15 protein-coding genes are annotated in these 13,220 nt (G+C 45.0%); all 15 read left to right on the top strand.

Features of this window, described 5'->3' with window-relative positions; all coding sequences use genetic code 11:
• The first annotated feature begins 8 nt into the window (after nucleotides 1-8).
• The 15 genes from spoIIIAE to argR all read left to right on the top strand — a co-directional run bounded on the left by spoIIIAE (nucleotide 9) and on the right by argR (nucleotide 13,193).
• Entirely contained in the window at nucleotides 9-1,208 is a 1,200-nt protein-coding gene (spoIIIAE, locus tag NSU16_RS12070) for a stage III sporulation protein AE (protein ID WP_010334897.1), read from the top strand.
• Nucleotides 1,209-1,221: 13 nt separating this feature from the next.
• Nucleotides 1,222-1,842, top strand: a complete 621-nt coding sequence (spoIIIAF, locus tag NSU16_RS12065) for a stage III sporulation protein AF (protein ID WP_010334896.1) — start codon at nucleotides 1,222-1,224, stop codon at nucleotides 1,840-1,842.
• On the top strand, nucleotides 1,835-2,524 hold the full coding sequence (gene spoIIIAG, locus NSU16_RS12060) for a stage III sporulation protein AG (RefSeq protein ID WP_010334895.1): 690 nt from the start codon (nucleotides 1,835-1,837) through the stop codon (nucleotides 2,522-2,524). The genes spoIIIAF and spoIIIAG overlap by 8 nt, the downstream gene beginning before the upstream one ends.
• Nucleotides 2,525-3,175 carry a stage III sporulation ratchet engulfment protein SpoIIIAH gene (gene spoIIIAH / locus NSU16_RS12055; protein WP_268449561.1) on the top strand — a complete coding sequence of 217 codons (651 nt, stop codon included), beginning with the start codon at nucleotides 2,525-2,527 and terminating at the stop codon, nucleotides 3,173-3,175. It begins immediately after the preceding gene.
• Nucleotides 3,176-3,326: 151 nt separating this feature from the next.
• Complete coding sequence (gene accB / locus NSU16_RS12050) at nucleotides 3,327-3,794, top strand: acetyl-CoA carboxylase biotin carboxyl carrier protein (RefSeq protein WP_268445911.1); 468 nt, start codon at nucleotides 3,327-3,329, stop codon at nucleotides 3,792-3,794.
• A gap of 11 nt (nucleotides 3,795-3,805) precedes the next feature.
• On the top strand, nucleotides 3,806-5,158 hold the full coding sequence (gene accC / locus NSU16_RS12045; RefSeq protein ID WP_010334892.1) for an acetyl-CoA carboxylase biotin carboxylase subunit: 1,353 nt from the start codon (nucleotides 3,806-3,808) through the stop codon (nucleotides 5,156-5,158).
• Between the two features lie 20 nt (nucleotides 5,159-5,178).
• Nucleotides 5,179-5,586 (top strand): fatty acid biosynthesis protein YqhY, encoded by a 408-nt coding sequence (gene yqhY / locus NSU16_RS12040; RefSeq protein ID WP_010334891.1) that lies wholly within the window; start codon nucleotides 5,179-5,181, stop codon nucleotides 5,584-5,586.
• A gap of 264 nt (nucleotides 5,587-5,850) precedes the next feature.
• Nucleotides 5,851-6,246, top strand: coding sequence for a transcription antitermination factor NusB (nusB, locus tag NSU16_RS12035; protein WP_010334890.1), 396 nt, complete (start codon nucleotides 5,851-5,853; stop codon nucleotides 6,244-6,246).
• 11 nt (nucleotides 6,247-6,257) lie between these two features.
• A complete protein-coding gene (gene folD / locus NSU16_RS12030) occupies nucleotides 6,258-7,109 on the top strand; it encodes a bifunctional methylenetetrahydrofolate dehydrogenase/methenyltetrahydrofolate cyclohydrolase FolD (protein ID WP_326129619.1) in 852 nt (283 codons plus the stop codon).
• 138 nt (nucleotides 7,110-7,247) lie between these two features.
• Nucleotides 7,248-8,591: an exodeoxyribonuclease VII large subunit gene (gene xseA, locus NSU16_RS12025; RefSeq protein WP_339190962.1), complete on the top strand. Its 1,344-nt coding sequence runs from the start codon at nucleotides 7,248-7,250 to the stop codon at nucleotides 8,589-8,591.
• Entirely contained in the window at nucleotides 8,591-8,845 is a 255-nt protein-coding gene (locus NSU16_RS12020; protein ID WP_010334887.1) for an exodeoxyribonuclease VII small subunit, read from the top strand. Before xseA ends, NSU16_RS12020 begins: the two co-directional genes overlap by 1 nt.
• Nucleotides 8,835-9,725 (top strand): polyprenyl synthetase family protein, encoded by an 891-nt coding sequence (locus NSU16_RS12015; protein ID WP_010334886.1) that lies wholly within the window; start codon nucleotides 8,835-8,837, stop codon nucleotides 9,723-9,725. The genes NSU16_RS12020 and NSU16_RS12015 overlap by 11 nt, the downstream gene beginning before the upstream one ends.
• 178 nt (nucleotides 9,726-9,903) lie before the next feature.
• The gene (gene dxs / locus NSU16_RS12010; RefSeq protein WP_010334885.1) at nucleotides 9,904-11,805 is read left to right on the top strand and encodes a 1-deoxy-D-xylulose-5-phosphate synthase; all 1,902 of its coding nucleotides are present in this window, start codon (nucleotides 9,904-9,906) and stop codon (nucleotides 11,803-11,805) included.
• Nucleotides 11,802-12,647 (top strand): TlyA family RNA methyltransferase, encoded by an 846-nt coding sequence (locus tag NSU16_RS12005; protein ID WP_168748214.1) that lies wholly within the window; start codon nucleotides 11,802-11,804, stop codon nucleotides 12,645-12,647. Before dxs ends, NSU16_RS12005 begins: the two co-directional genes overlap by 4 nt.
• A gap of 96 nt (nucleotides 12,648-12,743) precedes the next feature.
• The gene (gene argR / locus NSU16_RS12000; protein ID WP_010334883.1) at nucleotides 12,744-13,193 is read left to right on the top strand and encodes an arginine repressor ArgR; all 450 of its coding nucleotides are present in this window, start codon (nucleotides 12,744-12,746) and stop codon (nucleotides 13,191-13,193) included.
• Nucleotides 13,194-13,220: the final 27 nt, after the last annotated feature.

Below are 13,220 nucleotides of genomic sequence, written 5' to 3'. Positions count from 1 at the left end.
GCGGCAGATTGAAGCGTTTTCAATGGGCGTTGGTTCTTGCGGTGCTGCTCGTATTAGGCTGCGCAGAAACTGTACAAGCAGCAGACGATTCGGTCCAAACAGAAGAACATACCGAAACGCCGAAGCAATTGGCTGAAAAAACGGCAGAGTCGCTTGAAACAGACAAGATCGGTGAATTTTGGAATGACATAATGACGGAGTACGGCGGCCTGCTGCCGGAAAGTCAAAAAGGAAGTTTGCTTGAGTTTATAAACGGCGATAAATCCTTTTCACCGCAAGAATGGCTGAAGGCTCTCTTTTCTTATTTGTTTCATGAAGTGCTTGCCAATGGAAAGCTTCTCGGCACGTTGATTTTGCTGACGATTTTCTGCGTCATTCTTCAACTGCTGCAAAATGCATTTCAGCAAAGCACAGTCAGCAAGGTTGCCTACGCAATTGTCTATATGGTGCTGATTATCCTCGCGCTGAACAGCTTTCATGTAGCGATCAATTATGCGACAGAGGCGATTCAGACGATGACCAGTTTTATTTTGGCTCTCATTCCTCTCCTGCTGGCGCTTTTGGCTTCCTCTGGAGGAGCTGTATCTGCGGCCTTCTTTCATCCTGTTATACTCTTTCTTATGAATACGAGCGGTCTGCTGATTCAAAACATCGTCATGCCGCTGATTTTCTTATCAGCGATTCTGAGCATTGTCAGTACAATGACAGAACAGTACAAAGTAACTCAGTTGGCCAACCTTCTCAGGAATATCGCCATCGGAGCGCTGGCAGTCTTTCTCACTGTGTTTCTCGGCGTCATTTCTGTGCAGGGGGCCTCGGCGGCAGTGACAGACGGCATTACGCTCAGGACGGCTAAGTTTATTACCGGCAACTTCATCCCTGTTCTTGGAAGAATGTTTACTGACGCAACGGATACAGTGATCAGCGCTTCCTTATTGCTGAAAAATACGGTAGGAATTCTAGGTGTCGCCATTTTGATTTGTATTGCGGCTTTCCCGGCAATCAAAGTGCTTTCTCTCGCTTTTATTTACAAGCTGGCAGCCGCGATTCTCCAGCCGCTCGGCGGCGGTCCGGTCATTACCTGTCTCGATGTCATCAGCAAAAGCGTCATTTATATTTTTGCGGCTCTCGCCATTGTGTCTCTCATGTTTTTTTTAAGCCTTACCGTCATTATTACAGCCGGAAACCTCACGATGATGATGAAGTAAAGGAGGCCGACGGATGAGTTTTCTAACTGAATGGCTTACCAGCATCGTCTTATTTATCCTATTTGCAATCGTCATTGACATGCTGCTGCCGAGCTCCAGCATGCAAAAGTACGCAAAAATGGTCATCAGCCTGCTGCTGATCGTCGTCATGCTTACTCCAATTTTTAAGCTTTTCAAAACAGACCCCGAAGTCATCTTTGAATACCTCACAAAAAACGGGCAATCGGAATCTGCCGAAATAAAAAATCAGATCAATTCAAAAAAAATAGAAATACAAGCTTCCCAGCGCGCATATATTTTAGAAGAAATGGCTGTCCAACTAAAAAAGAAAGCGGAGGAGATGTTCAGTCATGACGAATATAAAGTAGACCAAATCAAGATCACGGCAGGAGAAAAAGTAGATTCAGAAGAGGATATCAAAACAATCAGCGTGTATATGGCCCCGTCTTCTGAAAAAACGGTCCAAACGGTCGCGCCGGTCGACATTAATACGGATCATGCATACGTCACAAAAGATACAGCGGAACAAAAAGAAGCTAAACAGATTCAGGGAAAGCTTGCAGACATCTGGGAAATCGGCAGTGAGAAAATTACGGTTCATATGGAAGGCGGGGAGAGGATCGGCAATGAATAAAAACGGATTATGGAACGTATTGAAAAAGCAGTTTCTTCCGGGGCAATCGAAGGACGGCGAAAAACCGAAGCTGACCAAATATCATTACTTTCTGTTCGTTTTTGTTCTCGGCGTCTCCTTTATGCTTGTCAGCCAGCTCTTTTCTTCACCGGAGAAAACGGAAAACGCCCAGACCATAACAGCACCGGCATCAGCTGATTCGGCGGACAGCAAAGAGAAAACAGCTGAAGTGTTTAAGGCCTCAAAATCTGATGATCCTAAAAACTCTATTGGCGATTATGAAAAAGAATATGAAAATCAGCTGAAGGAAATTCTTGAAACCATTATCGGCGTGGAGGATGTCTCGGTTGTGGTTAATGTGGACGCAACGTCACTGAAGGTGTATGAAAAAAACAAATCAAGCAAAAATACAACAACTGAAGAAACAGACAAAGAAGGCGGAACTAGAAGCGTGACGGATCAAACATCAGAGGAAGAAATCGTTATGATCAGGAATGGGGATAAAGAAACACCTGTTGTCGTTCAAACGAAAAAACCGGATATACGCGGTGTACTCGTTGTTGCTCAAGGAGTGGACAACGTTCAAATAAAACAAACCATTATTGAAGCGGTGACACGGGTCCTGGATGTTCCAAGCCACCGGGTTGCGGTTGCCCCTAAAAAAATAAAGGAGGATTCATAAATGCTCAAAAAACAAACTGTTTGGCTGTTAACAATGCTCAGTCTTGTTGTGGTGTTAAGTGTTTATTATATCATGTCGCCTGAAAGTAAAAACGCGGTGCAGATGCAAAGTGAAAAAAGCCCGTCAGACAGCGGTGAAGTAGCAACTGAAAAAACACCTGCCAAGGAAGACGTAAAGGAGAAAAACGGTACTGAAACAGAAAAAGAAGACGGAACTAAGGGTACGAAAGATTCTTCTTCAGACAAAGAAACTTCCGCTGAAGCGAGTGAAAAAGGAACGGTTGTGACCGAAACCGCCGACGATGATCTTTTCACAACATACCGCCTTGATTTGGAAGATGCCAGAAGCAAAGAACGGGAAGAACTGAATGCGATCGTATCCAGCGACGATGCAACAGCAAAGGAAAAGAGCGAAGCATATGATAAAATGACAGCCCTCAGTGAAGCGGAAGGAACAGAAAAACAGCTTGAAACACTAATTAAAACACAAGGCTATGAAGATGCCCTCGTAAATGCGGAAGGAGACAAAATCAACATCACGGTCAAATCTGACAAACACTCTAAATCTAAAGCTACAGCCATCATAGACCTTGTTGCCAAAGAAATTAAAACGATGAAAGACGTTGCGGTCACATTTGAGCCTTCCAAATAGTTAATGAACAACCGCCCGCCGAAACGCGGGCTTTTTGCATGCCAGTCATATTAGAGTTGAATTCAAAAGTCCGCTCCTGTAAGATAAACATAGTATGTACTTTTAGTAGTAACCTATAAAAAAGAAATTTCATACATAGGAGTGCGATTGAATGTTAAATATTAAAGAAATCCACGAACTGATTAAAACAATTGACGAATCTTCAATTGATGAATTCGTATATGAAAATGAAGGTGTTTCCCTAAAACTGAAAAAACACGAAGCGGGCACTGTTCAAGTGATGCAGCAAGCGCCGGCAGCACCTGTACAAGCAGCAGCTCCGCAAGCGCAGCAAGCAGCGCCGGCACCTGCACAAGAGGCGCCGAAACAAGATGAAAACCTGCACCAAATCAAATCACCGATGGTGGGAACATTTTATGCTTCTTCATCACCGGAAGCCGGTCCTTATGTAACAGCAGGCTCTAAAGTAAATGAAAACACTGTTGTCTGCATTGTAGAAGCAATGAAGCTATTTAACGAAATCGAAGCGGAAGTAAAAGGCGAAATCGTTGAAGTGTTAGTTGAAAACGGCCAGCTGGTTGAGTATGGACAACCTCTATTTCTTGTAAAAGCAGAGTAAGGAGACTTAACATGATAAAAAAGCTATTGATCGCCAACAGAGGAGAAATTGCTGTCAGAATCATCAGAGCCTGTAAAGAGCTCGGTATTGAGACTGTCGCCGTTTATTCAGAAGCTGATAAAGATGCCCTGCATGTACAAATGGCTGATGAGGCTTTTTGTATCGGACCGAAAGCATCAAAAGACAGCTATCTAAACGTTACAAATATCGTAAGTGTCGCCAAGCTGACTGGTACAGACGCTATTCACCCGGGCTACGGATTTCTAGCGGAAAACGCCGACTTCGCGGAATTATGTGAAGAAGTGAATGTCACGTTTGTCGGACCTAGCGCTGAGGCCATTTCAAAAATGGGAACAAAAGACGTTGCGCGGGAGACGATGAAACAGGCGGGCGTGCCGATTGTTCCAGGTTCACAAGGAATTATAGAAAATGTGGAAGAAGCGGTTTCGCTAGCTAATGAAATTGGGTATCCTGTAATTATAAAAGCCACCGCAGGCGGAGGCGGAAAAGGAATCAGGGTTGCGCGCACCGAAGAGGAACTGATTAACGGCATTAAGATTACTCAGCAGGAAGCTGCAACTGCATTTGGAAATCCTGGTGTTTACATCGAAAAATACATAGAGGATTTTCGTCATGTTGAGATCCAAGTGCTTGCCGATAATTATGGAAATACCATTCATTTGGGCGAACGTGACTGCTCGATTCAAAGACGCCTTCAAAAGCTTTTGGAAGAATCACCATCTCCTGCGCTTGATTCAGAAATCAGAGAGCAGATGGGTGAAGCGGCGGTTAAGGCTGCAAAAGCAGTTGGCTACACAGGCGCGGGAACAGTTGAATTTATTTATGACTACAGAGAACAGCGCTATTACTTCATGGAAATGAACACAAGAATTCAAGTAGAGCACCCAGTTACAGAAATGGTGACAGGAACAGACCTGATTAAGGAGCAAATCAGAGTCGCATCAGGAATGGAACTCAGCCTCAAGCAAGAAGATGTTGTATTTGAAGGCTGGGCCATCGAATGCCGAATTAATGCGGAAAACCCAAGCAAAAACTTCATGCCGTCACCTGGTGAAATTAAAATGTATCTGCCGCCGGGCGGTTTAGGTGTCCGTGTAGATTCAGCCGCGTATCCGGGCTATACCATCCCTCCGTACTACGACAGCATGATTGCGAAAGTAATCACATACGGAAAAACGAGAGATGAAGCGGTTGCCCGCATGAAGCGCGCACTAAGCGAATTCGTCATCGAAGGCATAGAAACAACAATCCCGTTCCACATCAAACTGCTTGAACACGAAACATTTGTTAGTGGAGAGTTTAATACGAAATTTTTAGAAACATATGATGTAATGGGCTCATAATTTTTACGGAGGTGAATTGAATGAAAGACAACAGCTTGCTTAAGATGGATCATGAAGACACGCATTTAGGTAAGGTTGAGATCGCGCCGGAAGTCATTGAGGTGATTGCCGGTATTGCGGCTTCTGAAGTTGACGGCGTTGCTGAAATGCGCGGAAACTTTGCGACAGGCGTCGTCGAGCGCTTCGGCAAAGTAAACCATGGCAAAGGTGTAAAAGTCGACTTGGCGGATGACGGAATTACGATCGATGTCTACTGTGTTGTCGCATTCGGCGTTTCTATTCCGAAAGTCGCAGCGGCCGTTCAGGAAAACATTCGTCAAACCTTATTAAATATGACGTCTCTTTCAATTAACGAGATCAATATTCACATCGTCGGCATTCAATTTGACACAAAAGCCCAGGAAGTCGAAATCGACGAAGAAATGTAAAATGGCTTAACAGGAAACCAAGGGGAGGGCGGCCCTTTGGTTTTTTTACACGTTACCCTTTATTTCAAAGCATGAAGAAAGCCGGCTCAAGTCAGCCGAGTTTCTTCATGATCGTGAAATCCGAATGATCATATGAAGGTTTGTGAAAATATTCGGTAATAGGGTCAAAAACCTTGATTTCAATATGCGGATACGAAAAAAATATGTTATGATCTCTTTATGGCTTAACGACAAGCAGATAAAGAGGATCAAAGGAGAAAGAAAATGAAAAGAAGAACAGCAAGAGAAAAAGCTTTGCAGGCACTATTTCAAATTGATGTCAGCGATATTGCAGTGAATGAAGCCATTGAGCACGCATTAGATGAAGAAAAGACAGATCCTTTCTTTGAACAGCTTGTACACGGGGTATTGGAACACCAGATTCAGCTGGATGAAATGATTTCGAAACATCTGGTGAATTGGAAGCTTGATCGGATTGCCAATGTTGACCGTGCGATTTTGCGTCTGGCAGCATACGAAATGGCATATGCCGAAGACATTCCGGTAAATGTCTCCATGAACGAAGCGATTGAGCTGGCGAAACGGTTTGGTGATGACAAAGCGACAAAATTTGTAAACGGGGTTCTTTCTAACATTAAATCTGATATTGAACAATCATAGGAGGAAAGAAAATGACTGCAACAATCATCGACGGAAAAGAAACGGCAAAAGAAAAACGCGAACAATTGGCAAAAGAGGTAGAAGAGCTTAAAAAGCAAGGCGTCACTCCCGGCCTGGCGGTTATTCTGATTGGAGATGACCCAGCTTCTCATTCTTACGTGCGGGGAAAGAAAAAAGCGGCAGAAACAATGGGCATGAATTTTAAGCTTGATCTATTCGACAGCAGCCTCACAGAAGCTGAGCTGCTTTCGATTATTGACAAATACAATGAAGACCCTGAGTTTCACGGAATTCTCGTTCAGCTTCCGCTTCCAGACCATATTTCTGAAAAAGCGGTGATTGAACGTATTTCTCCTGATAAGGATGTAGACGGTTTTCATCCGTTAAATGTAGGGAAAATGCTATTAGGTGAAGATACATTTCTTCCTTGCACGCCGCACGGAATTGTTGAGCTTTTGAAGAAAACCAATATTGACCTTTCCGGTAAAGAGGTTGTTGTAGTCGGCCGAAGCAATATTGTCGGTAAACCTGTCGGCCAGCTTTTATTAAATGAAAACGCGACAGTGACATACTGTCATTCAAGAACAAAAGATATATCTGAACATACGAAAAAAGCGGACATCCTGGTGGTGGCGGTCGGTAAAGCCAACTTTATCACTGCTGACCAGATAAAAGAAGGCGCCATCGTAATTGACGTCGGCGTTAACCGTTTGGAAAGCGGAAAGCTTTGCGGAGACGTAGAGTTTGAAGGAGCGAAGGAAAAAGCATCCTTTATTACACCTGTTCCAGGCGGAGTCGGTCCTATGACCATCACGATGCTTGCGCATAATACTGTTAAATCTGCGAAACGTACGTTATTATAGATCTTTGGAGATATTCAGAGATGGAACAAAGCACTGCCTCTGGATAATGAGCACGATACCCGCTTCTTCAGGCTCCTTAAGCCAGGGCGGGTTTTCTTTAGTTATGGTGCAGGAATGCTTACGAGAGGAGTTTGAGACATGGGTGAAACAGCGTATGTTACTGTCTCAGCGCTGACAAAGTATATAAAACGAAAATTCGATGTAGATCCTCACCTTGAAAATATTTGGATTAAAGGCGAATTATCGAATGTAAAAATACACACGAGAGGCCATATTTATTTCACATTAAAAGATGAAAACGCCCGGATGCAGTCGGTCATGTTCGCCAGACAGAGCGAGCGTCTTCCTTTTAAACCGGAAAATGGGATGAAAGTGCTGGTGAGAGGCGGAATTTCCGTATACGAACCGAGCGGAAACTATCAATTATATGCAAAAGAAATGCAGCCTGACGGGGTCGGAGCGCTTTATTTAGCGTATGAAGAATTAAAAAAGAAGCTAGCCGGAGAAGGTTTATTTGACGAACGCTACAAAAAACAAATCCCCGCATTTCCAGCCACAATCGGGGTTGTGACATCACCCACAGGTGCTGCTGTCAGAGATGTCATTACAACTCTAAAAAGAAGATATCCCCTTGTAAAAGTCATTGTACTTCCAGCGCTCGTTCAGGGCGAACATGCGAGCAGATCCATCGTTAGGCGCATTGAAGAGGCGAATGAAAAACAGATGTGCGACGTATTAATTGTCGGAAGAGGCGGCGGATCAATTGAAGAACTGTGGGCGTTTAACGAAGAAATCGTAGCGCGTGCGATCTTTGCTTCCAACATACCGATCATATCAGCTGTCGGCCATGAGACGGATTTTACCATCAGTGATTTTGTTGCGGATATCAGAGCGGCGACACCTACAGGGGCAGCTGAGATTGCAGTGCCGCATACCACTGATTTAATGGAACGGACGAAAACGGCGGAAGTCAGGATGTCAAGAGCGATGCAGCAGCATCTCAACCAAAAAAAAGAACGGGTTCAAATACTTCAATCCTCATATGCATTTCGCTTTCCTAAGCGGCTGTTTGAGCAAAAAGAGCAGCAGTTTGACCTTGCTTACCAGCAGTTTCAAGCTCAGCTTACCGCTCTTTTGGACCGGAAAAGCAGACAGCTTGAGCGAGAAACTTACAGATTAGAGGCGCTGCATCCCCATGAACAGCTGAAGCAGGCCAGAAAGCGGTATGAGGATCAAACGAATCAGCTTAAAAAAAATATGAATATCCAAATGAAGCAGCTGCATTCTCAGTTTCAAACCGTTCTGGGCAAGCTGAACGCGTTAAGTCCCCTTCAAATTATGGAAAGAGGATACAGCTTGGCTTATAAGGAAGATGAACTCATAAAAAGCGTCAGTCAGGTAGAAGAGAAAGACCAGCTGGAGGTAAAGCTGAAGGATGGCGTGCTGACCTGTGAAGTATTAAATAAGAGAGGGGAAGAATAATGACAGACATGAAAAAAAATGAAAACATGACGTTTGAAGAAGCGATGAAAGGCTTAGAAAGCATTGTATCAAAGCTTGAAGAAGGCGATGTGCCTCTGGAGCAAGCAATTAACTACTTTCAAGAAGGAATGGCCCTTTCAAAAATGTGCCATGAAAAGCTTCAAAAAGTAGAGAAGCAAATGGACTTCATTTTAAAAGAAGACGGCGAACTGGCACCTTTTAGTGTTCAGGAGGAAGACGAAGGTGACAAATAAATTAGCTAGTTTTCTGGCGGAGCGTAAAAAAGCGGTTGAAGAACAGCTCTTTGTATATACAGAAAACCTTAATATCCCGGATTCATTAAAGAAATCTATGCTGTATTCCCTTGAGGCCGGAGGAAAGCGGCTGCGGCCTCTCATCGTGCTGGCGGTTTTGAATGCATACGGAAAAAGTGAAAAAGACGGTATCCCAGTCGGGTGCGCTGTTGAAATGATTCACACGTATTCCTTAATTCATGATGATCTGCCTTGCATGGACGATGATGATCTGCGCCGCGGAAAACCGACAAACCATAAAGTATTTGGTGAAGCCACGGCTGTTTTAGCGGGAGACGGGCTGCTTACGGAAAGCTTTAAGCTGATTACGTCCCATGTGTCAGACGAGGTATCTGCTGAGAAGCGACTTCGTCTTGTGAATGAACTGATTTCAGCGGCGGGAACCGAGGGCATGGTCGGGGGGCAGATCGCCGATATGGAAGCAGAAAATCGTCAGGTCACGCTTGAAGAACTTGAATCCATTCATGAACGGAAAACAGCCAAACTGCTCGGTTTTGGCGTCATCGCCGGCGCTATTTTGGCGGATGCACCTGAGGAAGAAATTGAAACATTGCGCGCCTTCAGCAGCCACATTGGAATCGGTTTTCAAATCAGAGACGACATTTTAGATGTAGAAGGCAGTGAAGAGAAAATCGGCAAACGTGTCGGCTCGGATACAACGAACGAAAAATCAACGTATCCGTCACTTCTGTCACTGGAAGGGGCCAAAAAGAAATTGGATGGTCACATAGAAGAAGCAAAGCGCTTGATTGGCGGTCTCTCCCTTCAAAAAGACCTTTTGTATGAGCTTTGTGATTTAATTGCGGCAAGAGACCACTAAAACGATCCTTATTTGAAGCGGCTGCACGACATATGGTAAAATGTAAGCAGTTTCGATGAAAAAACAAAAGGAAGAGCGCGTTTGTCTTTTTTTATGCCTGAGAAATGATCTGAGTTCAGCTCGGCATTTAAGACATATATCATTGCAGAAATTCATGCTGAAAGTGAGTTGATCCGCTTTGGATCTTTTATCAATACAGGACCCGTCGTTTTTAAAAAACATGTCCATTGATGAATTAGAGAAATTAAGTGATGAAATCCGTCAGTTTCTGATTACGACTTTATCGGCTTCTGGCGGACACATTGGCCCTAATTTGGGTGTTGTTGAGCTTACCGTTGCATTGCATAAGGAATTTAACAGCCCGAAAGACAAGTTTTTGTGGGATGTAGGTCATCAGTCTTACGTCCATAAGCTGCTGACGGGCCGGGGAAGAGAATTTGAGACCCTTCGACAATATAAAGGGCTTTGCGGATTCCCGAAGCGGAGCGAAAGCGAACATGACGTATGGGAAACCGGGCATAGCTCAACTTCCTTGTCAGGTGCGATGGGAATGGCGGCCGCTCGCGATATTAAAGGAACGGATGAGTTTATCATTCCGATTATCGGTGACGGTGCACTGACCGGCGGAATGGCGCTTGAAGCGCTGAACCATATCGGTGACGAGAAAAAAGACATGATTGTTATCCTCAACGATAATGAAATGAGTATCGCTCCGAACGTCGGCGCTATTCATTCCATGCTCGGACGTCTGCGAACAGCCGGGAAATACCAATGGGTGAAAGATGAGCTTGAATATCTGTTTAAGAAGATTCCGGCTGTTGGGGGCAAGCTTGCCGCCACGGCAGAACGTGTCAAAGACAGCCTGAAGTATATGCTTGTCTCAGGCATGTTTTTCGAGGAACTCGGATTTACTTATTTAGGCCCGGTGGACGGACATTCTTATCATGAGCTGATTGAGAATCTTCAATACGCTAAAAAAACCAAAGGCCCTGTCCTGCTGCATGTGATCACCAAAAAAGGAAAAGGGTACAAACCTGCTGAAACCGATACGACCGGTACGTGGCATGGAACCGGCCCATATAAAATTAATACAGGTGACTTTGTAAAACCAAAAGCCGCAGCGCCTGCATGGAGCAGCCTTGTCAGCGGCACAGTACAGCGAATGGCACGTGAGGACGGGCGAATCGTGGCGATAACACCGGCAATGCCTGTGGGTTCGAAGCTTGAAGGCTTTGCGCAGGAATTTCCTGACCGAATGTTCGACGTCGGCATTGCAGAGCAGCATGCGGCTACAATGGCAGCCGCAATGGCATTACAAGGCATGAAGCCGTTTCTGGCTATCTATTCAACCTTCCTGCAGCGTGCATATGACCAGGTTGTTCATGACATCTGCCGTCAAAACGCCAATGTGTTTATCGGAATCGACCGCGCCGGATTAGTCGGTGCAGACGGAGAGACGCATCAAGGCGTATTTGATATCGCGTTTATGCGCCACATTCCAAATGTGGTCTTAATGATGCCAAAGGATGAAAATGAAGGGCAGCATATGGTTCATACAGCGCTGAGCTATGACGGCGGTCCGATCGCCATGCGTTTTCCGCGCGGAAACGGCCTCGGCGTCAAAATGGATGAACAGCTTAAAACGATTCCAATCGGCACGTGGGAGGTGCTGCGTCCGGGTAACGACGCGGTCATCTTAACATTTGGAACAACAATTGAAATGGCGCTTGAAGCTGCTGAAGAGCTGCAAAAAGAAGGCCTTTCCGTACGCGTCGTCAACGCGCGATTCATTAAGCCGATTGATGAAAAGATGATGAAGGACATACTAAATGAAGGATTGCCGATTCTAACGATTGAAGAAGCGGTCTTAGAAGGCGGATTTGGAAGCGCGGTTTTAGAATTCGCTCATGACCAGGGGATGTACCATACGCCGATTGACAGAATGGGCATACCGGATCGATTTATAGAACATGGAAGCGTAACGGCGCTTCTTGAAGAAATCGGATTAACGAAACAGCAGGTGGCAGACCGAATTCGATTGCTGGCACCGCCCAAGACACATAAAGGAATTGGATCATGACGGCTAAGAAAGAACGATTAGATGTATTACTAGTGGAAAGAGGGCTTGCGGAAACGCGGGAAAAAGCGAAACGGGCCATTATGGCAGGAATCGTGTATTCGAATGAAAACCGCTTGGACAAGCCTGGTGAAAAAATTGACCGCGAGCTTCCGTTGACCATCAAAGGAAACCCGCTGAAATATGTGAGCAGAGGCGGATTAAAGCTTGAAAAAGCATTGAAAGAATTTCCTGTCTCTGTTCAGGAGAAAATTATGATTGATATCGGTTCCTCCACCGGCGGCTTTACGGACTGTGCTCTGCAAAACGGCGCAAAACAGTCGTACGCGGTGGATGTGGGCTACAACCAGCTTGCATGGAAGCTAAGACAGGACGAACGCGTCGTTGTGATGGAACGCACGAATTTTCGTTATGCGACTCCGGCAGACTTCACAAAGGGCATGCCGGAGTTTGCTACGATTGATGTATCCTTTATTTCACTTCGGCTGATCCTGCCTGTTTTAAAAACATTGCTTGTACCAGGCAGCGATTGTATTGCGCTTGTCAAGCCTCAGTTTGAAGCAGGCCGGGAATCCGTCGGCAAAAAAGGCATTGTCAGAGATCCGAAGGTGCATGAAGATGTCCTGCGGCGTATGGTCAGTTTTTCGGCTAGCGAGGGCTATCTCTGCAAAGGCCTGTCATTTTCTCCAATTACGGGAGGAGACGGAAATATTGAATTTCTCCTTCATTTGCAGTGGCCGGGTGAAGGTCAAGAAGGCGCAGGCTTGCCTGAAGAGGAAATCAGCCGCATAGTGGAAGAAGCACATAGGACGTTAAAAGAAAAAAAAGCAGATGTACCGGAATAATAGGGCGCTATTATTCCTTTTTTCTGCATTCATGTACTTTTTACGGAGAATCATATACCATATAAGAACAGATAAGCTGGAAATAGAGGTGCTTACATGAACAAAGGCCAGAGGCATATCAAAATCAGAGAAATCATTACAAGCAATGAAATCGAAACCCAAGATGAATTGGTTGACATGCTGAAGCAGGATGGATACAAGGTCACACAAGCCACGGTTTCACGCGATATTAAAGAGCTTCACCTTGTGAAGGTGCCGACAAATAATGGCTCATATAAATACAGCCTACCGGCGGACCAGCGTTTCAATCCGCTGTCTAAGCTGAAACGGTCACTGATGGATGCTTTTGTGAAAATAGATTCAGCAAGCCATATGATTGTGCTGAAAACCATGCCGGGCAATGCCCAGGCAATCGGAGCGCTGATGGACAATCTGGACTGGGACGAAATTATGGGGACCATTTGCGGAGATGACACCATCTTAATTATTTGCCGGACTCCTGAAGATACCGACGGCGTAAAAAGCAGGCTCCTAGAGCTGCTGTAAAGGAAATCTAACAAAGATAAGAGGTGT

Source organism: Bacillus sp. FSL K6-1003, from assembly GCF_037964945.1.
Classification (GTDB): Bacteria; Bacillota; Bacilli; order Bacillales; family Bacillaceae; genus Bacillus; species Bacillus mojavensis.
The sequence above is the reverse complement of the archived record's forward strand: the minus strand, read 5'-3'. Positions and strand labels throughout refer to the sequence as shown.